The following is a 24,497-nucleotide window of genomic DNA, read 5'->3' on the forward strand; positions in this document are numbered from 1 at the left end:
CCGACCGCAGAAGGGGAACCATGAGCAGTGTCGACGCCCTCGTCGCCCGCGCCCTGGGCATCACCGAGGACCGGGTCACCGACACCCTGGAGTACCAGTCGATCCGGCAGTGGGACTCGCTCGGCCACATCTCGCTGATGGTGGCGCTCGAAGAGGCGTACGGCGTGCCGGTCGACGACGAACTCACGCTCGCCCTGCGCTCGGTGACGGCGATCCGGGAGTTCGCCGAGGGACGCGCCGCGGACCGGACACCCTCCACCGCGCCCGGTCCCGGCGCTCCCGCGGGACAGCCCCCCGCCGGACAGCCCCCTGCCCAACAGCCCCCCGCCGGACAGCCCCCCGCCGGGCAGCGGCACACCGTGCACCGCGGCCTGGACGGCGTCAGCTTCGACCGGACCACCATCACCCACATCGACGGCGCCGAGGGCGTCCTGGAGTACCGCGGCTACAGCATCCACGACCTGGCCGAGCACGCCTCCTTCGAGGAGGTGGCCCACCTCCTCGTGCACGGCGAACTCCCCGACGCCGCCGGCCTCCTGGCCTTCGAGAAGGAGCTGCGGGCCGCCCGCGAACTGCCCGCCCCGGTGCTCGACCTGGCCCGCTCGCTGGCCCACGCCCACCCCATGGACGCCCTGCGCACCTGCGTCTCCGCGCTCGAGGCGTTCGGGCCCCGGCGCGACGCGGGCACGGACGAGACGTACGAACAGGCCCGCGACACCGGCATCGCGCTGATCGCCCGGATCCCCATGCTGGTCGCCGCGCACCACGCCTTCCGCAGCGGCCGCGAGCCGTCCGTCCCGGCCGAGGAGACCTCCTCCGCGGACGCCTTCCTCACCGCCCTGCTCGGCGAGCGGCCCACACCGGCCGCGGTCCGGTTCCTGAACAAGGGGCTCATCGTGCACGCCGACCACAGCTCCAACGCGTCGGCGTTCGCCGCCCGCGTCGCCGTCGGCTCCCGGGCCGGGATGACGGCCGCGGTCACCGCAGCCGTCGCCACCTTCGCGGGCTCCGTGCACGGCGGCGCCGCCGAGCGCGTCATGCGGCTCGTCGACGAGGTGGCGGCCCCCGAGCGGGCCGCGGAGTACGTGGCACAGCTGCGCGGCCGGGGCGAGCCGGTGATGGGCTTCGGCCACCGGGTCTACCGCACCGAGGATCCGCGGGTACGCCATCTGCGGGCCACCGTCGTCGAGTTGAGCCGGGAGCGGGGCGACGGCCGCGGCCTGGAGATCCTGGACGCGGTCGCCGAGGCCATGCGGCCCTACGGCCGGCACGGCCTCGCCCCCAACGTGGACCTCTACGCCGGCCTCGCCTACCGGCTGCTCGGTCTGCCCGACGACCTCGCGGTCCCGCTGTTCGTCGTCGGCCGCACCGCCGGCTGGGTCGCGCAGGCCCTGGAGCAGCAGGCCAACAACGTCCTCATCCGGCCGCTCCTCGACTATGTCGGGCCGCGCGGACGCGCGTTCCCGGCGGCCCGGGAGGCGGACGCCCGATGACCGCGCCGATCAGGACACGCCTCGCCGGCCGGCCGGCCGTGCTGTGGGGCCTGCCGGAGTTCGCCGAGGAGAGCGGCTTCGACCTCGGGGCCGTCCCGTACACCGGCCGGGTGCTGCTGGAGTCCCTGCTGCGGGCGGGCGACGACACGGCGGCCGCCGGGCTCGGCAAGCGGCTGGCGGCGGGGGAGGAGCCCGGCCTGGAGATGCCGCTGCGGCCCGCCCGCATCCTCGTCCAGGACTACACCGGCATCCCCCTGCTGGTGGACCTCGCGGTCCTGCGCGACCGGGTGTCCGAGCCGGGGCGCGTCAACCCCGCGCTGCCCGTCGACGTGGTCGTCGACCACTCCGTGCAGGCCGACGTCGCGGGACGGCCGGACGCCCTCGCCCGCAACGAGGCCCTGGAGCTGGAGCGCAACCGGGAGCGTTACGCGTTCCTGAAGTGGGCCGAGGGCGCCTTCGACGGGCTGCGGGTCGTCCCGCCGGGCAGCGGCATCGTCCACCAGGTCAACCTGGAGCGCCTGGCGACCGTCGTCGCCCGTGGACGCGGCGACGTGCTCCACCCGGACACCGTGATCGGCACCGACAGCCACACCACCATGGTGAACGGGCTCGGCGTCCTCGGCTGGGGCGTCGGCGGCCTGGAGGCCGAGGCCCTCATGCTGGGGCTCGCCCAGCCCATCCGCGTCCCGGCCCTGGCCGGCGTGCGCCTGACCGGCGCCGTGCGCCCGGGCACCTCCCCCACCGACGTGGTCCTCGCGCTCACCGAGCGGCTGCGCCGGGAGAACGTGCGCGGACTGATGCTGGAGTTCACCGGCCCCGCGGTCGCCGCCCTGTCGGCCCCCGACCGCTGCACCATCGCCAACATGGCGCCCGAGTACGGGGCCATGTCCGCGTTCTTCCCGGTGGACGCCGAGACCCTGGAATACCTGCGGCGCACCGGGCGCACGGAGCGGGACACGGCCCTGGTGGCGGAGTACTGCCGGCGCCAGCGCCTGCTGCGCGAGGGCGACGAGCCCCGCTTCGCGCGGGTGATCGAGTTCGACCTCGGCGAGGTCGGGCCGAACCTGGCCGGGCCCAGCCGTCCCGACCAGCGGATCCCGCTCGCCGGCCTGCCCGGCTCCTTCGCCGCGCTCCACCCCGCCGAGCCCCGGACCGAGGGCGGTGTCACCGACGGCGACCTCGTCATCGCGTCCATCACCTCCTGCACCAGCACCTCCAACCCGAAGGCGATGCTGGCGGCCGGACTGCTCGCCCGCCGCGCCGTGCAGCGGGGCCTGACCGTTCCCCGGCACGTCAAGACGAGCCTGTCGCCCGGCTCCCGGGCCGTGACCCGCTACCTGCGGGACGCGGGCCTCCTCGACGACCTGGAGGAACTCGGCTTCCACGTCGCCGGGTACGGCTGCATGACCTGCAACGGCGGCAGCGGCCCGCTCCACGACGGCGTCGGCGACGCCGTCGACCGCGCCGGGCTCACCGTCGCCGCCGTGCTCAGCGGCAACCGCAACTTCGAGGCCCGTGTGCACGCGCAGGTGCGGGCCGGATACCTGGCCTCGCCCGCCCTCGTCGTCGCCCTGGCCCTCGTCGGCCACGTCCGCGTCGACCTGGACCGCGACCCCCTGGGCGCCGACGCCGACGGCGCGCCCGTCTTCCTGCGTGACCTGTGGCCGCATGACGTCGAACTGCGGGCCCTCGAAGCGGAGTTCGTCACCCCGGAGGTGTTCGCGGACGACCCGGCCCCGCAGGAGGGCTGGGCGGCCGTCACCGCACCGGACTCCGCGGTCTTCGCCTGGGACGAGAACTCCACCTACATCCGGCCCCCCGCCTACGCCGACGCCCGCCCCCGCTCCGGCCCGCTCGTCGGCGCCCGGGCGCTCCTCGCGCTCGGCGACGACGTCAGCACCGACCACATCTCCCCGGTCGGCGCCATCCCGGCCGACTCGCCGGCCGGCCGCCACCTGCGCGAGCGCGGGGTGCGCGACTTCAACTCCTACGGATCGCGGCGCGGCAACCACGAGGTGATGGCCCGCGGCACCTTCAGCAACCCGCGGCTGCGCAACCGCCTGACCGGCGACGGCGACAGCGGCGGCAGGACGCTGCACCTGCCGAGCGGTGAGCGGCTGCCGGTGTACGAGGCCGCGTGCCGGTACGCCGCCGAGGGCACCCCGCTGATCGTGCTGGCCGGCCGCTCCTACGGCATGGGCTCCTCCCGGGACTGGGCGGCCAAGGGCCCCTGGCTGCTGGGGGTACGGGCGGTCCTCGCCGAGAGCTTCGAGCGCATCCACCGCGCCAACCTGTGCGCCATGGGCATCCTGCCGCTGCTGCTGCCGGCGAGCTGGCCGGAGCTGGGCCTGAGCGGCCGGGAGGAGTTCCACCTGGCGCTCGACGCGGTACGGGAGACCGGCGAGGCGCGGGTGACCGCCGGCGGGACCTCGTTCACCGTGCGCGCCGACGTGCAGTCCGCGGGGGAGTGGGACGTGCTGCTGGCCGGCGGCACCCTGCCGTACCTGCTGGGCCGGCTGCGGGACGGGGAGGGGCGATGAGCGGGCAGCTCCTGGACGAGCTGGGCCTGGCGTCGGCCGTGTCGGCCGACGCCCTCGCCACCGGGGCCAAGACCTTCGCCCCGGTGCACGTCGGCACCCACGACGTCCCCATCGGCACCCTGCTCGACCTGCTCCACCGGGACGAGGACCTGCTGCCGCCGCGCACCGGGCACCTCGGCAACTGGGAGGACATCGCGCTCGGCCGGTCCGGGCCGATGGACTTCAACACCGCGATCTGCGGCGGCGGCCACGGCTATCCGCTGATCTACGGCTTCACCCGCACCGAGGCCGACACGGAGGGCGGCGACGAGGCGTACCAGCCCGGCTCGCTGATCGGGCAGGGCAAGCGGGACACCCTGGCGCTGTACACCTGGGACGGGCGGGCCATGGTCCGGCGGGACCGCGGCCGTCCGCTGTTCTGCCCGCTGACCCAGGCCGAGGTGGACGGCGAGCTCGTCCCGCTCGTCGACCTGCACTGGCGGCGGATGCGGGAGATCCCCGGCTTCCGCTTCACCCAGTGGGCGGCCGTCCTCGTCGACAACGGGCCGCTGGTCACCGACATGCTGACCCTGCTGATCGAACAGGCCGACGCCACCGCGAAACAGGGCACCCGCCTGTCCGAGCTGATCAGCCACGCGGCCCGGCCGGACGGCGCGGTGGACCGCTGCGACCCGCGGCGGGACGGCGCGGGCTACGTCCTCGAAGGGCACCGCTACCCCTCGGCCCGCGCGCTCGCCGAGGCGGCCATGGCGCTGGTGCGCGCCCTGGTCGAACCCGCCGGTTTCTTCGAGCGGCTGCCGACGCTGCCGCCGGTGCTCCCGGTGATGTCGCTGCAGCTGACGAACGTGCTGTTCGCCCTGCTCGGCACCCACCGCCCGGGCCGCCCGCCCGGCACCCCCGAGCGCCCCTTCGTCACCCATCTGCACTGGGGGGCACGCGCCATGGCGGGCTGCCCGCCCCGCCGCGGCGGCTATCTGGCGCGCCGGTCCACCGTCCGCTCCCTGCGGGCGATCACCGCCCCCCTGGTGCGCCACTTCGACGCGGCGAGCCCGGTGGCCTTCGTGCTGCTGCCGGCCCAGGTCTTCATGCTCTGCCCGCCCGGCACCGAACCCGCCGACGCCGGGCTGCTGGCGGACCTTTTCGGGCACCTGAGGGCCGCCCGCCCCGACGACTCCTACGACACCGCGCTCGCCTGGCTCGCGGAGCACGGCGGGCGGCTGTCGCCGTATCTGCGCGGCCGCTTCCGGGACGGCAGCGGAGTGCCCGCGGGCGGCGAGACCCGCGAGGCGACGGCACCCGTGGAGCCGGAGGGCTTCCGGGAGCTGACGTTCCGCCAGGCGTGCGCCGCCGTCGCCGCGTGCGAGGAGGTGCTGGGATGAGGTTCGTCCACCGCACCGTCCGCGTCGCCCTCAAGGAGCCGTTCGTCAGCAACACCGGCGTCACCACCGAGGTGCGCCAGAGCGTCGTCGAGCTGACCTGGGAGGGCCTGACGGGCTACGGCACCGCGCGGGGCGCCGACCCCGCGGACGTCGACGCCTGCGCGCCCGTACTCGCGGACGCCGCCACACCGTACGAACTGCGGGCCGTCCTCGCCCGGCTGGCCGCGGCGGGCGTCGGAGCCGCCGCCCGCTGCGCCGTCGACATGGCGCTGCACGACCTGCTCGGCAAGGCGTGCGGACAGCCGCTGCACCGGCTGCTGGGCCTGGAAGGACTGCCGATCGCGCCGACCGCCCTGTCCATCGGCGCCTGCCCGGACGACGAACTCCTCGACAAGGGGCGGGCACTGGCCGACTGGCCGGTGCTGAAGCTGAAGTTCACCCCGGACGACGACGGCAGCCGCGCCGGGCTGCTGCGCTCGGTGTACGGCGGGCGGATCCGGGTCGACGGCAACGGCTCCTGGAGCCCCGACCGGGCCCTGCGCGTCGCCCGCACCCTGCACCGGTACGGCGTCGAACTCCTCGAACAGCCCGTCCCGCCGGGCGACCCGGACGCGCTGCGGTACGTCCACGAGAACGCGCCGCTGCCCGTCTACGCCGACGAGGACTGCGCCGGCCCCGACGATGTGCTGCGGCTGACCGGCCGGGTCGGCGGTGTCAACGTCAAGCTGGTCAAGTGCGGCGGGCTCCTCGCGGCCCGCGAGACCGTCGCGCTCGCCCGGCGCGCCGGACTGCGGGTCATGCTCGGCTGCAAGCTGGAGAGCGCCCTCGGGGTGACGGCCATGACCCAACTGGCCCCGCTCGCCGACGAACTGGACCTCGACGGCCATCTCGGCCTGATCGGCGACCCGTTCACCGGAGCGACCGTCGACCGTGGTGTGATCGGGATGCCGACGGCCCCCGGCCTCGGCGCCACCCAGACCGGCACGACCTACGGAGACAACTGACATGCGACTGCGCTGTGCCGTGCTCGACGACTTCCAGGACGCCGCGCTGCGATCCGCCGACTGGACCCCGGTCCAGGACCGGGTCGAGGTCGTGGTCCTGCGCGAGCACATCGCCGACGAGGACGAACTCGCCGCCCGCCTCGCCGACTTCGACATCGTGGTCACCCTGCGTGAGCGGGTGCCCTTCCCGGCCTCGCTGCTGGAGCGCCTGCCCCGGCTGAAGCTGCTCGTCGCGTCCGGGATGCGCAACTCGGTCATCGACTTCGCCGCCGCACAGCGGTGCGGGGTGACGGTCTGCGGCACCGCCAGTTCCTCCACCCCGCCGGTGGAGCTGACCTGGGCGCTGCTGCTCGGCCTCGCCCGCTGCGTCGTGACCGAGAACAACGCGCTGCGCGAGGGCGGCCCCTGGCAGTCCACCGTCGGCGCGGACCTGCACGGCCGCCGCCTGGGCCTGCTCGGTCTGGGCAAGATCGGCAGCCGGGTCGCCCAGGTGGGCCTGGCCTTCGGGATGCAGGTCGCCGCCTGGAGCCAGAACCTCACCGGGGAACGCGCCGACGAGGTCGGCGTCGAACTCGCCGCGTCCAAGGAGGAGCTGCTGCGAAGCAGCGACTTCGTCTCCGTCCACCTCGCGCTGAGCGACCGCACCCGCGGCCTGCTCGGCGCGCGCGAACTCGCCCTGCTCAAGCCCACCGCCTACCTGGTCAACACCTCGCGGGCGGCCGTCGTCGACCAGGACGCGCTGCTGGCCGCCCTGCGCGAGGGCCGCATCGCCGGCGCCGGAGTGGACGTCTACGGCACCGAGCCGCTCCCCGCCGACCACCCGATGCGCACCGCCCCCCGTCTGCTCGCCACCCCGCACCTCGGATACGTCTCGCAGGCCAACTACACGACGTACTACGGCCATGCCGTGGAGGACATCCAGGCGTTCCTGGCGGGCGAGCCGGTACGCCGCCTCGGCTGACCGGCCGCCGGCCGGCCGCCCGGCGGCCGGCCACGGCAGCCCCTGCCCATGTCCGCATCTGCCCCCTTGGAGGTCCCTGTGAGCCCGCAACGCCGCATGATGAAGCTCGGTGCCTTCCTGCCCGCACCGGGCCACCACGTGGCCGCCTGGCGCCACCCCAACGCCCGTCCCGACGGCGGGCTCGACTTCGGCTACTACCGCTCGCTGGTGCAGACCGCCGAGCGGGGCCTGTTCGACATGGTCTTCCTCTCCGACGGGGCCGGGGTGCGCACCAAGTACCGGGACGCCGACGAGCTGAGCCGGCAGGGCCGCATGGTGCACTTCGAGCCGCTGACGCTGCTGTCCGCGCTCGCCGTGCACACCACGCACATCGGCCTGACGGCCACCATGTCGACGACGTACAACGAACCCTTCAACGTGGCACGCCAGTTCGCCTCCCTGGACCACCTCAGCGCGGGCCGCTCCGGCTGGAACGTGGTCACCTCGGCGACCGACGCCGAGGCCCGCAACTTCAACCTGGACCGGCAGCCGGAGCACGCGGCGCGCTACCACCGGGCGCGGGAGTTCATGGAGGTGGTCACCGGGCTGTGGGACAGCTGGGAGGACGACGCGTTCCTGTACGACAAGGAGGGCGGGCGCTTCTTCGACCCGGACAAGCTGCACATCCTGGGGCACCAGGGGGAGCACTTCCGGGTGCGGGGGCCGCTGAACGTGGCGCGGCCGCCGCAGGGACACCCGGTCATCGTGCAGGCCGGTTCCTCGCCGGACGGGCAGGACTTCGCCGCCCGCTGGGCCGAGGTCGTCTTCACCGTGCAGCAGACCCTGGACGGGGCACAGACCTACTACCGCGGGCTGAAGAAGCAGGTCGCCGACCACGGCCGCGACCCGGACCAGACGAAGATCCTGCCCGGCGCGTTCGTCGTCGTCGGCCGCACCCGGGCGGAGGCCGAGGACAAGTACGCCACCCTGCAGGACCTGGTCGACCCGGTCGTCGGCCTCGGCATGCTGTCGTACCAGCTCGGCATGGTCGACATCTCCGGCTTCCCGCTGGACGGCCCGCTGCCCGAACTGCCGCCCACCGAGGGCTCCACCAGCAAGCAGCAGCTGATCTACGAGAAGGCCCGCAGGGAGGGCCTGACCATCCGCGAGCTGTATCTGTCCGTGGCGGCCGGGCGCGGCCACCGCTTCCTGCTCGGCACCCCCGAGAGCATCGCGGACGAACTGGAGGAGTGGTTCGTCGCCGAGGCCTGCGACGGCTACAACATCATGCCCGACTACCTGCCCGACGGCCTCGACGCGATCGTCGAGCTGCTCGTGCCCGAGCTGCAGCGGCGCGGACTGGTGCGGACCGAGTACGAGGGCACCACCCTGCGGGAGAACCTCGGGCTGCGCCGGCCTGCGTTCAGCAGCACCTCGGGGACCAGGTGACCGTCGAGGAGCCGGCCCTGCGCGCGGTGCTGCGCCCGCACGCCTCGGGCGTCGCGGTGCTCACCGCCCGGGGCGAGGCCGGACCGGCCGGCGTGACCATCACGTCGTTCACCTCGCTCAGCGCCCGCCCCGCCCTCGTCTCGTTCGCGCTGGCCGACACCTCCGGCACCTGGGCCCTGGTCCGGGACGCGGAGTGGTTCGGCATCCAGCTGCTGGGCGCCCACCAGACGGAGCTGGCCGAGCGGTTCGCGACGCGGGGCGCCGACCGGTTCGCCCCGCCGACCGGCTGGCACACCGGTCCGCACGGCGTGCCGCTGCTCGACGGCTGCCTGGGCTGGCTGGTGTGCGCACGGCAGCAGCGGAGCAGGGTCGGCGACCACCACCTGGTGGTGGCCTCCGTCGAGCACGTGCGTGAAGGGGCGCCGGGACAGAGCCTGGTGCACCTCCACGGCCGGCTGCGGCCCGTCACCTCCACCCCCGCGTCAAGGATCTGAGAGCCATGCCGAAAGTCCTGCTGTTCTCCCGCCAGCCGCTCACCGGACGCCCGTTGCAGCAGTGGCTGGACGACACCGCCGACAGCGTCGTCCTGATCACCACGCCCAAGGCCGTCCGGGGCGCCGAGGACGTCCTCGCCGAGCACTTCCCGATGCACCGCCTGGTGCCCGACTACCACTCCTGGGCCACCGAGGAGATCGCGGAGGAGGCCGCGCGCGCCCACGGCGTGGACCTGGTCGCCAGCACCAGCGAGAGCGATGTGCTGCGGGCCGCCCGGCTGCGCGCCCGGCTCGGCCTGCCCGGCCAGGGCACCGCCTCCGCGACCGCCTACCGCGACAAGGTCGTCATGAAGCGGATCGCCCGCGACGCCGGGATACGGGTGCCGGCCTTCGCCCCGGTCGACAGCCCGGCGGACCTGCTCGACCTCCTCGACGCCCAGGGCTTCCCGGCCGTGGTCAAGCCCCGCTTCGGCGCCGGCTCGGAGGGGGTCGCCGTGCTGCGCGGCCCGGCGGACGTCACCGCCTTCCTGGCCCGGCAGCGCGCCTCCGACGTGCCCTACCTGCCCGGGCAGTGGATGGCGGAGAGCTTCGTCGTGGGGGACTTCTGCCACGTGGACGGCATCATGCGGGACGGGCGCGTCCTGCACGCCTGGCCGTCCCGGTACGACTCCGGCGGGATCGCCCAGCGCCTGGAGGACCATTCGCACCTCAGCAGCGCCATGCTCGGCCCGGACGACCCGTGGTTCGGCCCGCTGACGGGGATGACGCACGATGTGATCGCCGCGCTGCCCGCTTCCCCGACCCCGCTCGCCTTCCACCTGGAGGCGTGGATCGGCGCCGACGGCGAGCCGGTGCTGTGCGAGATCGCCAGCCGGGCCGGCGGCGGGCTGATCGCCGAGGCGTACGAGCGGGTCTTCGGCGTGCACCTGGCCAAGGAGGGACTGCGGGCGCAGTGCGGCAGCGACCTCACCCTGACCGAGCAGCCGACGGACCCCGCCGAACTCGCCGGCTGGACCCTGCTCCCGCCGGGCCACGGCGCCTTCGTCCCGCCCTCGGCGCCCTGCCCCGTGCCGGCGGCCGACCTGACCGTGCGGCTGGCGCCGGGCGCGGTGGGGCGCGGTGTGGAGCACCTCACGCAGTCGGCCGCCGACGCGCTGGTGACGGCGGGGACCGCGGCGCAGGTGCGCAAGCACCAGGAGGAACTGGCGCAGTGGTGGTACGCCGCCACCGACTGGGTCCCGACCGCGTCGGCGACGTCCTGACGCCCTAGCCGAAATGAGCTGTCATGCCTGAGCACGTACTCGTCGTCGGAACGGGCCGCGACTTCCCGGCCCGGCTGCGCGCCGCCCGGCCCGGTACCGAGACCTCGGTGATCGTGCAGCTGGACTACATCGGCAAGGTCCGCGAACCGGGCGGCAACGCCCGGGTGATCGGGGTGCGCGGTGACGCCCCCGACGAGGAGTGGATCGCGCTGGCCGCCGCCGCGCACGCCCGGCACCCCTTCACCCGGATCGCCACCTTCGGCGAACGGGACCAGGACCGCTACGCCGCGATCGGTCAGGCCCTCGGCCTGGCCTGCCACAGCGTCAGGACGGTCTCCCTGGCGCACGACAAGGAGGCCATGCGCGCCCGGCTGGCCGAGGCCGGCGTCGACACGACCGCCTACGCCCGGGTCGCCGACGTGGACGCCCTGCGGGACTTCGTGTGGGAGCACGGGACCTGTGTGGTCAAGCCGGTCTCGGGTGCGGGCAGCGCAGGAGTCGCCAGGGTGACCGCCGGCAGCGACCTGGCCGGCGCCTTCGACCGCGCGGGCGGCAGCTATCTGGGCCTGGCCAACCCGGGTGTGCTGGTCGAGGAGTTCATCGAGGGCACCCAGTTCAGCGTCGAGGCGGTCTCCGAGCGGGGCGAGCACGAGGTGGTCGCGATCACGCGCAAGTACTCCGATCCGGCGACGTTCGTCGAGCTCGGCCATGTCTCGCCCGCCGAACTGCCCGAGGAGCGACGGAGGGAGATCCACGCGTGCGTCGCGAGCGTCCTGGACGCGCTGGGCGTGACGTTCGGCGTCACCCACACCGAGGTGGTGCTGGCGTCGGCGGGCCCGCGGGTGATCGAGACGCATGTGCGGATGGGCGGTGACGAGATCCCGGCGCTGACGCTGGACGCGACCGGGGTGGACCTCGACGAGTGTGCGCTGCGGCAGACGCTGGGGGAGCGGGTGCTGCCCGGCGTCCGGGCCGCTCTGGCCGCCCGCCGTGAGCCGCGCAGCTCGGCGATCTGGTTCGCGGTGCTCGGCACCCGCGGTGTGCTGGGCGACGTCGCCGGTCTCGACGAGGCCCGCGCGGTGCCCGGCGTGACCGGGGTCGAGGTGACCGCCCGGCCGGGCAAGGAGGCCGGCGGTCTGACCTCCTCCGAGTCACGGGTGGCGTACGCCCGCGCCCTCGGCGCCAGTGCCGGGGAGGCGGTCGACGCGGCCCGGCGGGCCGTCGGCCGCCTGGAGTTCCAGCTCCGGGTGCGCGACGCGGGCGGTCCGGTGGTGTGATCCGCGGGACCGCCCGCACCGGTGCCGCCCGCCGGGCCGCGGCGGGCGGCACCGTCATGCGGTGGAGTAGTGGTGCTCGGGCCGTCCGCTGTCCCCGTACTTCAGGGTGAGGCGCAACCGTCCTTGTTCCTCCAGGTACTTCAGGTACCGCTGGGCCGTGGAGCGGCTCACCCTGGCCTGCGCGGAGACCTCGTGCGCGGACACCGGCCCGCCGGCCCGGCAGACGATCTGCCGGATCAGCTCGGCCGTCCGCTCCGTGTACCCCTTGGGCATGGCGCTGGCGGCGGCCGAGGCGCGCAGGGTGCCCAGGACCCGGTCGATCTTGTCCTGGTCCAGTTCGCTGTCGCCGAGGGCGGCGTGCAGTTGCGCGTAGCCCTCCAACTTGCCCCGCAGCGCCTCGAACGTGAACGGTTTGACGATGTACTGAAGGACGCCGGCCCGCAGGGCCTCCTGGACGGAGGTGGGCCGGTTGTCCGCGGTGACCATGATGACGTCGACGTCCGGGCCCTCCCGGCGCAGCCGCCGGGTGAGGGACAGCCCGCTCTCGTCCGGCAGGTAGTGGTCGAGCAGCACCAGGTCGATGCCCCCGCGCTGCACGGCCGCGAACGCCGAGGCGGCGTCGTAGGCCCGTCCCACCACCCGGAAGCCGGGCACCCGGGAGACGTAGCGTTCGTTGATCCCGGCGACGTGGAAGTCGTCGTCCACCACGAGAACGTCGATCACGGCGCCTCCCCTTCGCCGCCGGGCACCGTCGCGGGCAGCAGGACGGTGAACACCGCGCCGCCGCCCTCCCGTTCGCCCACCGTCACGGTGCCGCCCCGCTCCCGCAGGAGGTCGGCGACGAGGGCCAGGCCCAGGCCCCGGCGGCGGTCGTCCGCGTGCCGTTTGGTGGAGGCGCCCTCGACGAAGATCCACCGCCGTCTCTCCGGCGGCACCCCGGGCCCGTTGTCGGTCACGCGCAGTTCGGTGACGGACCCCCGCTCGCACAGGTCCACCTCGATCCACGGTCCGTCCGGGGCGGTCGGCCGGTGGCCGAGGAGCGCGTCGACCGCGTTGTCGATCAGGTTGCCCAGAATCGTGACCAGGTCGTCCGCCCGGTCATGACACCCGCGCAGTGAAGAGCTCTCACCGACCGACAGCCGTACCCCGCGTTCCGAGGCCATGACCGACTTCCCCACCAGCATGGCCGCCACGAGCGGGTCGCGCACCCGGTCGGTGACGGTCGCCCAGTCCTGCCCGGCCAGTTCCAGCAAGCCGAGGAGTGTGTGCAGTGCGTTGCGCCGCTGGTGTGTGCGTACGTCCTCCTCCCGTCTTCGTACCGGCGTGGAGAGCACAGGCGTGCTTTCGGACAACGAAACCCCCGTTCCCGTCACTCTGATGCGTCGGTACCGGTCGGTGCGACCGGTTCGCGCGCGGCTCATCAGGCGGGTGTGGAGCGGTCGTTGGCGGTACCACACCCGGGGCGCGGTTTTCGGCCGTCACCCGGGAGTCATTGATTCGGATGGGCGGTGACGGCAGCAAGCATTCTTTTGGCAAAGAGATCCCTTGGTGAAATCTTTACCCAAGGTCGGGTGCCGCGGGACCGTCCCTGGTGAGAGCCGGGAGACCGGCCGGCACGGGCGCCGCGCGCCGGTGCGCGGCGCCGCTCATGACGCAGGCCGCGGGGCCTGTCCCGCCTGCCAGGTGAGCCAGCCGCCGTCGAGGTTGCGCACGCCGCGCCCGTGCTGGCTCAGGATGCGGGCCGCCGTGTGGCCCCGCAGGCCGGCGTGGCAGTAGACGACCGTGGGGCGGTCCGGGGGGATCTCGTCGAGGCGGTCGCGCAGTTCGTCGACCGGGACGTGCCGGGAGCCGGGGATGCCGCCCGCCTCGTGCTCGGCGCGGGTGCGGACGTCGACGAGCACGGCCCCCTCGCGTACCGCCTGGTCGAGTTCGTGCCACTGGAGGGTGGCGCTCGTTCCGTCGGCGAGGTTGTCGGCGACGTATCCGAGCATGTTGACGGGGTCCTTGGCCGAACCGAAGGGCGGGGCGTAGGCGAGCTGCAGGTCGGCCAGGTCCGGCGCGGTCAGGCCGCAGGTGATGGCGGTGGCGAGGACGTCGATGCGCTTGTCGACGCCCTCGCCGCCGACGACCTGCGCGCCCAGGATGCGCTCGTCGGCCGGGTCGGTGAGCAGCTTGAGGGCCAGCGGCCGGGCGCCCGGGTAGTAGCCGGCGTGGGACGCCGGGTGGATGTGCACGACGCGGTGGGGGCGGCCGGCGGCGCGCAGGCGCTTCTCGTTCCAGCCGGTGGCGGCCGCCGTGAGGCCGAAGACCTTGACGATGGCGGTGCCCACGACGGGCCGGCTGCGCACGGGGCGTCCGGCGATGGCGTCGGCGACGAGCCGGCCGTGCCGGTTGGCGAGGTTGGCCAGCGGGACGAGGGTGCCGTCGCCGGTGAGGCGGTCGCGCTTCTCCGCCGCGTCGCCCACGGCGAACACGCGCGGGTCGCTGGTGCGTTGCCGGTCGTCCACCGCGATACCGCCGCAGGGGCCGATCTCCAGGGAGGCCGCGCGGGCCAGTGCGGTGTCGGGGCGCACCCCGATGGCGAAGACGACCACGTCGGCGGGGACGACGGTGCCGTCGGCGAGCTCCACCGTGTCGGGCAGCACCTTGTGCAACCGCGCGGACAGGCGCAGTTCGACGCCGCCTCGGACGAGTTCGTCGGCGAGGGGGCGGGCCATCTCCGGGTCGAGGGGCGACAGGACCTGGTCGGCCAGTTCCACCAGGGTGACGGCGAGACCCCGATGGCGGAGGTTCTCCGCGAGTTCGACCCCTATGAAGCCGCCGCCGACGACGACGGCGCTGCGGGCACCCGCGCGCACCGCGTCCAGGATGCGGTCGGTGTCGGTGACGTCCCGCAGCGTCAGACCGCGCTCCACCCCCGGCAGCGGCGGCACGACGGGTTCGGCTCCGGGGCTGAGCACGAGATGGTCGTAGCCCTCGGTGTAGGCGCGGCCGGTGCCGAGGTCGCGGATCCGGACGGTGCGTGCCGCACGGTCGATGCCGAGCACCTCGTGGCGGACGCGGACGTCGAGACGGAAGCGGGCGCGCAGCGACTCGGGCGTCTGCAGCAGCAGATCGGAGCGTTCGGGGATGACCCCGCCGACGTGGTACGGCAGGCCGCAGTTGGCGTACGACACATGCGGACCGCGCTCGACGACGACGATCTCGGCGTGCTCTTCCAGGCGGCGCAGCCGGGTGGCGGCCGACATACCACCCGCGACCCCGCCGACGACGATGACCTTCACCATGCTCTCCGTCCTTGCTCCCGGTTCCCGCGGTCCGTGGGGTCCGCGGCGCTCGGATACCCCCCACCGTATGTGGGAGGTGGGGTGCGGAAGGGGGCGAAAGGTCCCTGGGTCGAGGGACCAATGGCCCCGTTCGCCGGGTGACGGCCGGTGACGACGGGTGACGCCGGGAGGGCGGCCGGAGGGCGGGAGGGCGTGGCGGCCGGGGCGCCGGGCGTGCGCCGCAGCCCCATGACGGGCCGTCGCGTCCCGCATGCGCCGGACGAGGGACATCCGGCAGGTCGCACGCCCACGCCCGGGTCCGGCTGCCACAGGATGATCGCCATGTCTGTGCCATCCGGATCCGTCGCACGGCGCCTCACCGTCCGTCTCGCGGCACTGATCAGCGCCGTACTGGCCCTCGGCCTGATGCCGCCTCAGACGTCCCACGCCTCCGGCGGGAACGGCGGCGGCCCCACCCGCGCCGAGGCCCGTGTGTCCGCCCAGCTGCGGAGCGTTCGCGACCGGCCCACGGCACTGGCCGAGTTCTTCCGGGCACTGCCCAAGGGGGCGGACCTCCACAACCACCTGTCCGGTGCGGCGACCACCGAACTGCTACTGAGCCTCGCCGTGGACGACGGCTACTGCATCGACCGGACCACCCTCACCGCGAGCGCGCCGCCCTGCACGGGGAACACCCGCCCGGCGGCGGACACCGTCACCGACCCCGTCTTCCGGCAGCAGGTCATCGCGGCCTGGTCCATGCAGGACTTCGTCCCCGGCAGGGGCGAGAGCGGGCACGACCACTTCTTCGCCACGTTCGGGAAGTTCGGCGCGATCAGCGGGCGGCACTCCGGGCAGCTGCTGGCCGAGGTCGCCACCTCGGCCGCGGAGCAGCACCAGTTCTACCTGGAGACCATGGTGACGCCCGCCTCCTCCGCCGCCGCCGACCTCGCCCGCCGGGTCGGGTACGACAGCGACCTGTCCCGGCTGCGGGCCCGGCTGGTGGCGGGCGGCCTGGACGCCGTGGTCCGCCAGGCGATGAGCGAGACGGACGCGATGATCGCCGACTTCCGCGCCGCCGCGCACTGCGACACCGCTCACCCCGACGCCGGCTGCGCACTGCCGGTGCGGTTCATCTCCCAGGTGCTGCGCGGCGGGCCCCCCGCGCAGGTCTTCACCCAGATGCTGGTCGGCATGGAGCTGGCCCGGCGCGACCCCCGCTTCGTCTCGCTGAACCTCGTACAGCCCGAGGACGGCCCGGTGGCGACCGCCGACTACCGGCTGCACATGAGCATGCTGGAGTACCTGCGCGGCGTGTATCCCGGTGTTCCCCTCACCCTGCACGCGGGGGAACTGGTCCCCGGCCTGGTCAAGCCCGAGGACCTGCGCTTCCACATCCGTGCCGCCGTGCTGACCGCCCGCGCCGAACGCATCGGCCACGGCGTCGACATCCGCTACGAGGACGACTACCGCAACCTGCTGCGTCTGATGGCCCGCCGTCGTGTGCTGGTGGAGATCCTGCTCACCAGCAACGAGCAGATCCTGGGGGTGACGGGCCAGGACCACCCCTTCCCGCTGTACCGGAGGTACGGGGTGCCCGTCGCCCTGGCCACCGACGACCCCGGTGTCGAACGGACCGACATCAGCCGCGAGTACCAGCGGGCGGCGCTGACCTACGGACTGGACTACCGGGCGCTGAAGGACCTGGCCCGTACGTCCCTGGAGTACGGCTTCCTGGCCGGCGAGAGCCTGTGGCGGACCCGTGACCACCGCGCGGTCGTCCGGCAGTGCGCCGGGGACCGCCTCGGTGACCCCACCCCCGGCCGCCGCTGCGCGCGCTTCCTCGCCTCCAGTGCCAAGGCGTCCCTGGAGTGGAGGCAGGAGGACGCGTTCCGTGCCTTCGAACGGGCCTACGGCGCCAGGTCCCCGCGGGCCGTGTCCGGCCCCGGCATCCCCGCGGGCGTGTCCGGCCCCGGCATCTACGCGGGCGTGTCCGGCCCCGGTATCCCGGCGGCCGTGTCCGGCCCCGGCATCTCCGCGCCGTGGCGCGCGGAGGGTACGGGCCGGCGGGTGCCGTAGGCCCTGTCGTGTGGATCATCCCGGCGTCGGCTGGAAGGCGCCGGGACCGACAGCCGGCCTGATCCGAAACAGGGCCCGGTCAGGCGGCCAGCGGGTCCAGCGTCAGCGGCTGGATCCTCCCCTCCAGCATGGCGCCCAGCCCCTGGACGGCGCAGATGTCGGGCCGCTCGGCGATGTGCACCGGCATCCCGGTCGCGTGCCGCAGCATCTGGTCGAGGCCCGGCAGCAGCGCGCTGCCGCCCACCATCATGATCCCGCGGTCGGCGAGGTCGGCCACCAGGTCGGGCGGGCAGTCCCGCAGCACCTTGCCGATACCGTCGAGGACGGCGGTCAGCGGGGTCTGGATGGCGTTGCGCACGGCCGCCGTGTCGACCTTCACGGACCGTGCGAGCCCGGTGGCCACGTCCCGGCCCTGGATCTCGGTGGAGGCGGGCCCGTGCGGGGTCAGGCCGTTGCCGGAGAGGGCGAGCTGCAGGGGCCGTACCGACTGGCTCGGCAGCATCAGCGCGTGCTCGTGCCGCAGGTGCTGCACGATCGCGTGGTCGACGGCCTCGCCGCCCACCGGGATCCGCTCGGCGGTCACGATGTTGCCCAGCGACAGCACGGCGATCTGGGTGGCGGCGGCCCCGCACACCATGATCATGGACGCCTCGGGCTGCTCGACCGGCAGCCCGCACCCCACGGCGGCGGCGACGAGGGTGTCGACCAGCTCGACCCTGCGCGCCCCCAGCCCGACCAGGGTCTCGATGGCCGCTCGCTGGGCGAGCGGATCCGCGTCGTGCGGGGTGCAGGCGGCGGCCCGCAGCCGGGGCTTGCGGCGCAGGGAGCGGCGGAGCTTCTCGCCGAGCAGATGGCGCAGCATGCGCTGGGCCATCTCGATGTCGACGACGGTGCCGCCGGAGACGGGCCGTGCGACCCGGATGTACGCGGGCGTGCGCCCGGTCATCTTCTCGGCGAACTCACCGACCGCGATCAGCGCGCCGGTCCGGGTGTTCACGGCGGCGACGCTGGGCTGGTCCACCACCAGCCCGGACCCCTTCACATACACACGGGTCCTGGCCGCCCCCAGGTCCACGGCGACGTGGCAGCGGCGCAACTGGTCCAGGCAGACGGTCATGGCGGTACCTCCCGAGAAAGACCGCGGACGGCCGCCGGGCGGCGGGCCTCTTCTCCTGAATCGTCCGCCCGGGCGGGCCCCGGCGCCCTTCGGAGTGGGCCGGGCGGGGTGCGGCCGGGCGGGTGGTTCCGGGCGCGTCGCACCCCGAGGAGCTTGTGCCGCGACCTCTTGCCGTGCCGCACACCCGCCCCGTCCGCCCGTCCGCCCCGGTGAGCGGTCACCGGGGGCGGACGGGGCCAGGGGATCACCCGGGCGGTGGGGGCGAGGCGGCGCCGCCCCCGACGATCCCCCGGACGACCCCCAGGGCCACCAGGTCCTGGGGGCGTACGCGGAGCTGGTCCGCCGTCGCCCGCACCTGGTCGGCCGGGCGCTTGAGGATCGCGGCGGCCGACTCCGGCCCGATGACGGAGAAGTAGCTGTCCGGTGTGACCCAGGTGTTGCCGGGTGCGGCCAGGGCCAGGGCCCCGCCGGAACCGCCCTCTCCGATCACCAGGCTGGTCAGGGGCGTCCGGGCGGTGGCGACCGCGGTGAACAGGTCCGCGATCGCGGCGCCCACGCCCTGCCGCTCGGCCTCGGCGTCGTTGGCGGCGCCCGGCGTGTCCACCAGCGTCAGGACGGGCACGGACAGGGCGTCCGCCAGACGGATCAGCCGGGCGGCCGTGCGGTACCCCGCGGGCCGCGTCGGGGTGCCGTCCTGGGCCGCGTACGCGATCGTCCGCCCGGCGTGACGGCCGAAGCCGCACAGCACACCCCCGCCCCGGCCGCCGCAGCGGTCGCCGCCGATCTCCGCCCGGCGTGTGAAGTACGCGTCCAGATAGGCCGCCGCGCGCGGGCGCCCAGGATCGCGGGCGCGCCGGACGGCGTCCCAGCCGGTGGCGGGCAGGCCCTCCGCCGTCGTCGCCCCGGGCACGGGCGCGGGTTCGGCGGACGGCGCCGCCAGCAGCCCCAGCCACCGGCCCACCGCCTCCCGCAGCTCCCTCGGCCGTACGATCGCGTCGACCGTGCCCGCCGCCAGCTGGGCCTGAGCCGTGTAGGCCGCCGGGTCCGCGTCCGTCGGGCGCACCCGGGAGCCCGCGAAGGCGACCTGTGCGCCCGGCAGGGCCAGCACCACATCGGCGCCCGCGCCCAGCGTGGCCCAGCCGCCGCCGGTCGTCGGGTCGCGCGCCACCGCCAGCTGCGGCAGCCCGGCCGCGCGGGTGAGTGCCGACTGCCGCGCCATCCGCTGGAGCTGGGTCAGTGCGAGCATGCCCTCCTGCATCCGGCTGCCGCCCGTCGCGACCAGCGAGACGACCGGCAGCCGGTGCGCCCGGGCCCAGGCGTGCGCCGCCTCCAGCCGGTCACCGGTGCGCTCCCCGAGGGAACCGCCGAGATAGCCGAACTCGAACGCGATCAGCACGGCCGGAACACCGCCGACGGTCGCGCGGCCGCACACCACGGACTCCTGCTCGCCGGTGCGGGCGGCGGCGAGGGCCCGCGCGGCTCCGTACCCCGCCCACTCCAGCGGGCCGTCGGGCCCGTACGCGCCCTCCGCGCCCTCGGGGTGGGGGAGTTCGGCGAAGTCGGGGGTGAGGAGGGCGATGAACTGCCGCGCGGTCAGCCGCTCAGGCATCGCCCAGGGCCCGCTTCATGATCTTCCCCATGTCGTTGCGGGGGAGGGCCGTGAGACGGCGTACCACGCGCGGGCGCTTGTGCGGGGCCAGCCGGCGCGCCACATGGTCGGCCAGTTCGTCGGCGCCGGGCGGCGCCGCGGGATCCGCCGGCACGATCCAGGCGACGATCCGCTCGCCCAGATCGGCGTCGGGCTCCCCGGTGACGGCGGCCTCCCGCACGCCCGGGTGCTCCAGCAGGGCGTTCTCGATCTCGCCCGCCCCGATCTTGTACCCGCCGCTCTTGATGAGGTCGGTGGCCTTGCGGCCGACGATGCGTACATATCCGTCGGCCTCGCGCACCGCCATGTCCCCGGTGCGGAACCAGCCGTCGTCGGTGAACGCGGCGGCCGTGGCGTCGGGCCGGTTGAGGTACCCGGTGAACAGGTTCGGGCCGCGGACCTGGATCTCGCCGACCGTCTCCCCGTCCCACGCGGAGATCGGCGAGCCGTCCTCCTCGACGAGCCGCAGCCCGACACCGGGCAGCGGCACGCCGACCGTGCCCGGGCGCGCCTCCCCGTCCGCGCGCACGCTCGTGTTCATCAGCGTCTCGGTCATCCCGTACCGCTCGATGACCCGGCGGCCGGTCGCGGCGGCGATCCGCTCGTGGTCGTGCACCGGCAGCGCCGCGGAACCGGACACCAGCAGCCGGGCCCCGCCCAGCGCCTCGGCCAGCCCCGGGTCGCCGGGCAGTGCCTCGGCGATGCGGTGGTACATCGTGGGCACGCCGAACAGCATGGTCGCGCCGTCACCCAGCTCGCGCGCCACTCCCGCGGTGTCGAAGCGGCCGAGGTGGCGCACCGATCCGCCACGGCGCAGCGGGCCGAGGACGCCGAGGACCAGCCCGTGCACATGGAACAGCGGCAGACCGTGCACGAGCACGTCGTCGGCGGTCCACTGCCAGGCGTCCGCGAGCGCGTCGAGCGTGGCGGCCAGGGCGCGGCGGGGGATGACGGCGCCCTTGGGCGGCCCGGTGGTCCCGGAGGTGTAGACGACGAGGGCCGGGTCCTCGTCGGCGGCCCCGGCCGGCGTGAACGCCGCCGTGCCGTGCACGTCCACGTCGACGCGCTCCAGCTTCCGTACCGGGGAGGGGAGTTCGTCGGCCGGGGCGGCCAGCACGAGCGACGGCGCGCTGTCGGAGAGGATGTGCCCCAGCTCGCCCTCCCCGGACTTCGGATTGAGCGGGACGACGGTGACACCCGCGCTCAGGGCGGCCACCGCACCGACGGCGGTCTCCAGGGAGGGCGTGGCCCACAGGGCGACCCTCCCCGCACCGCCGATCCGCGCGGCGAGCGCACCGGCCGCAGCGGCCAGGCCGCCGTACGTCAGGGCCCGCTCACCGAACCGCAGGGCCGGGCGCCCCCCGGCCGAGGGGTCGGTCAGGACCGGAAAAAGGGGGGACACGCGGGCACTCCTTGCGTCGAGGCGGACGGACTCACGGGACTCACGGGACTCACGGACCGTTCCTACACCACGGTCGGTGATACCCGCCCGAGGACGAGATCGATCTCGACCACCCGGACGTCCGGCTTCCCCCTCCGCAGGCCGGACCCCGCCGATCCCGTCCCGCCGCACCAGCCCCTCGATCCCGTCGGCCACGCGCACCGACACCCCGATTCGGCACCTCTCTCGTCACCGGCCCGTGCACCGCCCGCGGGGCGACCGCACTCTTCCAGCTCGCCACCGGGATTTCCGCCGTGATCCTCGCCCGCACCTTGGGCATCAACACCGATGTCGCTGTCGCCCGGCGACGACCCTCCGCCGACGATCGGGCCGACTACGCCGCCGCAGTCAGCCGACGCACCGCACCGCGACAACCGATCCACGAACCCGGAGCGACACCATGAGATTCGACAACCACCGCGTCGTCATCACAGCCGCCGGCCGCGACTTCGGCCGAACCCTGGCGATCCGGCTCGCGGACCTCGGAGCCGAGGTCTTCCTCTCCGCTCGCAGTCTCGATGCCGCCGAACGTGTCCGTGACGAGATGCGCGACCGGGGCCATCAGCGGGTGCACGCCTTCCCCTGCGACCTGACGGACCCCGCCTCGATCCGCGACTTCGCCTCCGGCGTCGCGCGGCACACGGACCGTGTCGACCTGCTCGTCAACAACGGCTCCCGCTGGCTCGAAGGGCCGGACCTGCTGTCCGCAACGGACACCGACATCGTCGACACCATCACCTCCGGTGCCACCGGCACGGTCCTGACCGTGAAGAACTTCCTCCCTCTCCTGCTCAACTCGGACAAGCCGGACGTCGTGACGATGGTCTCCGCCTGCGGAACGGCGGGCCATCACCGCTCGGACGCCCACGACGCCTTCTACACGGCCAAGAGTGCCCAGGCAGGATTCACCGAGATCCTCTCCAAGCGCCTGCGACCCCGAGGAATTCGGGTGATATCGCTCTACCCACCCGACTTCGACAACGCCGACCCGCTCTCCGAGGAGTGGGAAACAACTCCACGCGGATCCAGGGACGCCCTCACCTCGCACTCCCTCGTGGAATGCGTCCTCTTCGCAGTCGCCCAGCCCCGCGACTGCTTCATCAAGGCGTTCCACTTCGAACAAGTCTGATCGACGCCGGGCCGTTGCCTCCTCGAGCACCGGAGGAATACGGGCCCTGGGCCCAAGCCTCTCGTGGAGTCACAAGCCGGCGGCGGCGAGGATTCGATACATCCGGGCCGGCCGCAGCGCAGGGTTGGCGGCAGCATCGTCGGCCACCTGGGGGTCCGGGTCGGAGAGCAGCTGTTCCAGCAACGCGTCCGTGATGTTGGGGTGACCGGCGACCCCGCGGCGTAGGAAGGACTCGGAGGCCGCTGCGAGTTGTTGAAGGGATGCCACAGGCAGTCCTGGGTCTTGCAGGGCGACGTAGCGCACGTTCGGATCCGGTTCGTCGACGAACGTACGCAGCGTCTGGCGGGGGAAGTTGGGGTGGTCGACGAGGAGCGGTCGGACGTGGAATACGTCGCCGTGGGCTCGGACCAGCCCCTCCAAGACCTCTGGCGGTGCGTCTGGCCGACGGGCGGCAGTACGACGGACCACGAGCTCTGGGTCATTGTCCAGGCGACGCCATGCCTCTTCAGGCAGGTCGGGGCAGGAAGCCAGTACGCGCCGGAATGTCGTGTACCGGCAGTCCAGGTAGATCATCCGCTCATCGAGAGGTGCATCGCGCAGCCAGTCCGGTTCGGCGACGTTCCAGGTCAGAGCCACCTCGGCGTCGATGCTTCCGGCCGCGCGCTCGGCTTCTACGCGTGCATACAGCCGGTCCCGGGTCTCGGCGTCCACATGGCGGCTCTGAGCCACCGCGACCCGCACGAACGGGTCGTCGATGTCCAGCAGCGCGGCAATCATCTCTGCCGACAGATGCGGGTTGTCGGCGACAGCCCGATGGACCTCCTCTTCCTCGCTCCGCATGAGCTGTGCGAACTGGTCCGACGTCAGGGGGACGTAGCGCGCCACGTTGGCTCGCACAGCAGGGTCGGCAAGACAACGACCCCTCCACTCGGGCGGGACACCCGGATGCCTGTGCACCGTGGCGGCTGCACGGACCTGCGGATCCGCGTCGGCGAGCAGCCCCACTTGCACGGCGAGAGGCCGGTCGTACCAGGCTCGCGCGACCGCGGCACGCAGCCTCGGACTCTGCGCGCCGGCGAGCGTCATCCGAGGCCGGCCGTAGGCTTCCTCCAGGTCGTCGATGCCCATCGGCACCTCGCGGTCGACCATGTCGCGGACAAAGTCCGTGTACGCGTCACGGATCGCCGGATCGGGATGCTCGGCAATCCTTCGGCGCATCTCCGGGGAGATCCGGTCCCCGTGAAGGCCCACCGCGGTGTCGCCGTCGCCGTGCGTCAGCAGAGCCTCGACAACGGCGTCCGCCAGCCGCCCGCGACGCCGCGATATCCCGCGTCGGCCGGCCCTGTGTGTGGCCAGGCGCACCAGGACGTCCTGAGGAGCTGCCGGGTTGCGCCCCAACCCGGAGAGTCGGGGGTGTTCGAGGCTCGCCATACGCTCAACCTAGTGCCGGCCGCTGCGTGCCGGCCTTCCAGCGGTCCTCAGTCCGGACAGGCGGCCTCCACCACGTCCGCCACCACACAGCTCACGTTGTCCGGCCCGCCGGCGGTGTTCGCCGCGGCCACCAGCGCGCGTGCCGCGTCGGCCGGTGTGGGCGCCGAGGAGAGCGCAGCGCGGATCTCTCCGTCCGGTACGACCCCGGACAGACCGTCCGAACACATCAGGTACCGGTCGCCTGGCCGCGCGTCGTGCAGCCGCAGATCGGGTACGGCACTGTCCTCACCGCCCGTCAGCGCCTTCAGCAGCGCGGAGCCGCCGCAGCCATGCCACCAGTCGGGCCCGCTTCAACTGCCCGGCGGCGTAGTAGCGGTAACCGGTGTCCGGGTCGACCCGGGCCGGGCGCAGCAGATCCAGCTCGTCGTAGAGCCGCAGCGCCTTCGGCGACAGCCGGCACGCCTTCGCGAAGGCCCCGATCGTCAGCATCTCCACGGCCCGCACCCCGTCCTTTGGCCGTTCCTCGTTTCGCCACCGATGCTGTGGCT

General features: G+C 74.0%; 18 protein-coding genes and 1 pseudogene. 11 read left to right on the plus strand and 8 right to left on the minus strand.

Going from position 1 to position 24,497, the window contains the following annotated elements; all coding sequences use genetic code 11:
• Positions 1 to 20: 20 nt before the first annotated feature.
• From ACFYMU_RS07580 to ACFYMU_RS07620, 9 genes are all read left to right on the plus strand, one after another.
• Complete coding sequence (locus tag ACFYMU_RS07580; protein WP_388369355.1) at positions 21 to 1,493, plus strand: citrate/2-methylcitrate synthase; 1,473 nt, start codon at positions 21 to 23, stop codon at positions 1,491 to 1,493.
• Complete coding sequence (gene acnA, locus ACFYMU_RS07585) at positions 1,490 to 4,033, plus strand: aconitate hydratase AcnA (RefSeq protein WP_388369357.1); 2,544 nt, start codon at positions 1,490 to 1,492, stop codon at positions 4,031 to 4,033. Before ACFYMU_RS07580 ends, acnA begins: the two co-directional genes overlap by 4 nt.
• Positions 4,030 to 5,412, plus strand: coding sequence for a DUF6025 family protein (locus ACFYMU_RS07590; RefSeq protein WP_388369360.1), 1,383 nt, complete (start codon positions 4,030 to 4,032; stop codon positions 5,410 to 5,412). Before acnA ends, ACFYMU_RS07590 begins: the two co-directional genes overlap by 4 nt.
• Entirely contained in the window at positions 5,409 to 6,416 is a 1,008-nt protein-coding gene (locus ACFYMU_RS07595) for a mandelate racemase/muconate lactonizing enzyme family protein (protein ID WP_388369363.1), read from the plus strand. Before ACFYMU_RS07590 ends, ACFYMU_RS07595 begins: the two co-directional genes overlap by 4 nt.
• A gap of 1 nt (position 6,417) precedes the next feature.
• A complete protein-coding gene (locus ACFYMU_RS07600; RefSeq protein WP_388369365.1) occupies positions 6,418 to 7,377 on the plus strand; it encodes a D-2-hydroxyacid dehydrogenase family protein in 960 nt (319 codons plus the stop codon).
• Positions 7,378 to 7,455: 78 nt separating this feature from the next.
• Positions 7,456 to 8,805, plus strand: coding sequence for an LLM class flavin-dependent oxidoreductase (locus ACFYMU_RS07605; RefSeq protein WP_388369368.1), 1,350 nt, complete (start codon positions 7,456 to 7,458; stop codon positions 8,803 to 8,805).
• Complete coding sequence (locus ACFYMU_RS07610) at positions 8,802 to 9,299, plus strand: flavin reductase family protein (protein ID WP_388369371.1); 498 nt, start codon at positions 8,802 to 8,804, stop codon at positions 9,297 to 9,299. Before ACFYMU_RS07605 ends, ACFYMU_RS07610 begins: the two co-directional genes overlap by 4 nt.
• A 5-nt stretch (positions 9,300 to 9,304) precedes the next feature.
• Complete coding sequence (locus ACFYMU_RS07615) at positions 9,305 to 10,561, plus strand: acetyl-CoA carboxylase biotin carboxylase subunit family protein (protein WP_388369373.1); 1,257 nt, start codon at positions 9,305 to 9,307, stop codon at positions 10,559 to 10,561.
• A gap of 23 nt (positions 10,562 to 10,584) precedes the next feature.
• Complete coding sequence (locus ACFYMU_RS07620; protein WP_388369376.1) at positions 10,585 to 11,838, plus strand: ATP-grasp domain-containing protein; 1,254 nt, start codon at positions 10,585 to 10,587, stop codon at positions 11,836 to 11,838.
• Positions 11,839 to 11,892: 54 nt separating this feature from the next.
• Here ACFYMU_RS07620 and ACFYMU_RS07625 read toward each other — a convergent pair whose 3' ends face one another.
• The 3 genes from ACFYMU_RS07625 to ACFYMU_RS07635 all read right to left on the minus strand — a co-directional run bounded on the left by ACFYMU_RS07625 (position 11,893) and on the right by ACFYMU_RS07635 (position 15,125).
• On the minus strand, positions 11,893 to 12,561 hold the full coding sequence (locus ACFYMU_RS07625) for a response regulator (RefSeq protein ID WP_388369379.1): 669 nt from the start codon (positions 12,559 to 12,561) through the stop codon (positions 11,893 to 11,895).
• Positions 12,558 to 13,190, minus strand: coding sequence for a sensor histidine kinase (locus ACFYMU_RS07630; protein WP_388369382.1), 633 nt, complete (start codon positions 13,188 to 13,190; stop codon positions 12,558 to 12,560). The genes ACFYMU_RS07625 and ACFYMU_RS07630 overlap by 4 nt, the downstream gene beginning before the upstream one ends.
• Before the next feature lie 294 nt (positions 13,191 to 13,484).
• Complete coding sequence (locus ACFYMU_RS07635) at positions 13,485 to 15,125, minus strand: FAD-dependent oxidoreductase (protein WP_388369384.1); 1,641 nt, start codon at positions 15,123 to 15,125, stop codon at positions 13,485 to 13,487.
• A gap of 321 nt (positions 15,126 to 15,446) precedes the next feature.
• On the opposite strand from ACFYMU_RS07635, the gene ACFYMU_RS07640 reads away from it, so the two are divergent.
• Entirely contained in the window at positions 15,447 to 17,183 is a 1,737-nt protein-coding gene (locus ACFYMU_RS07640) for an adenosine deaminase (protein ID WP_388369387.1), read from the plus strand.
• Between the two features lie 79 nt (positions 17,184 to 17,262).
• Here ACFYMU_RS07640 and ACFYMU_RS07645 read toward each other — a convergent pair whose 3' ends face one another.
• The 3 genes from ACFYMU_RS07645 to ACFYMU_RS07655 all read right to left on the minus strand — a co-directional run bounded on the left by ACFYMU_RS07645 (position 17,263) and on the right by ACFYMU_RS07655 (position 21,350).
• Complete coding sequence (locus ACFYMU_RS07645) at positions 17,263 to 18,300, minus strand: rod shape-determining protein (protein WP_388369390.1); 1,038 nt, start codon at positions 18,298 to 18,300, stop codon at positions 17,263 to 17,265.
• 244 nt (positions 18,301 to 18,544) lie between these two features.
• On the minus strand, positions 18,545 to 19,909 hold the full coding sequence (locus ACFYMU_RS07650) for a carboxyl transferase domain-containing protein (protein WP_388369393.1): 1,365 nt from the start codon (positions 19,907 to 19,909) through the stop codon (positions 18,545 to 18,547).
• Positions 19,902 to 21,350 carry an acyl-CoA synthetase gene (locus ACFYMU_RS07655; protein ID WP_388369396.1) on the minus strand — a complete coding sequence of 483 codons (1,449 nt, stop codon included), beginning with the start codon at positions 21,348 to 21,350 and terminating at the stop codon, positions 19,902 to 19,904. Before ACFYMU_RS07655 ends, ACFYMU_RS07650 begins: the two co-directional genes overlap by 8 nt.
• A gap of 439 nt (positions 21,351 to 21,789) precedes the next feature.
• On the opposite strand from ACFYMU_RS07655, the gene ACFYMU_RS07660 reads away from it, so the two are divergent.
• The gene (locus tag ACFYMU_RS07660) at positions 21,790 to 22,518 is read left to right on the plus strand and encodes an SDR family oxidoreductase (RefSeq protein ID WP_388369398.1); all 729 of its coding nucleotides are present in this window, start codon (positions 21,790 to 21,792) and stop codon (positions 22,516 to 22,518) included.
• Between the two features lie 69 nt (positions 22,519 to 22,587).
• Here ACFYMU_RS07660 and ACFYMU_RS07665 read toward each other — a convergent pair whose 3' ends face one another.
• Positions 22,588 to 23,949 (minus strand): hypothetical protein, encoded by a 1,362-nt coding sequence (locus ACFYMU_RS07665; protein WP_388369400.1) that lies wholly within the window; start codon positions 23,947 to 23,949, stop codon positions 22,588 to 22,590.
• 47 nt (positions 23,950 to 23,996) lie between these two features.
• Positions 23,997 to 24,438 (minus strand): annotated as a pseudogene (locus ACFYMU_RS07670) (MerR family DNA-binding transcriptional regulator).
• Between the last annotated feature and the right edge of the window lie 59 nt (positions 24,439 to 24,497).

It is taken from the genome of Streptomyces sp. NPDC007264, assembly GCF_042869095.1.
Lineage (GTDB): Bacteria > Actinomycetota > Actinomycetes > Streptomycetales > Streptomycetaceae > Streptomyces.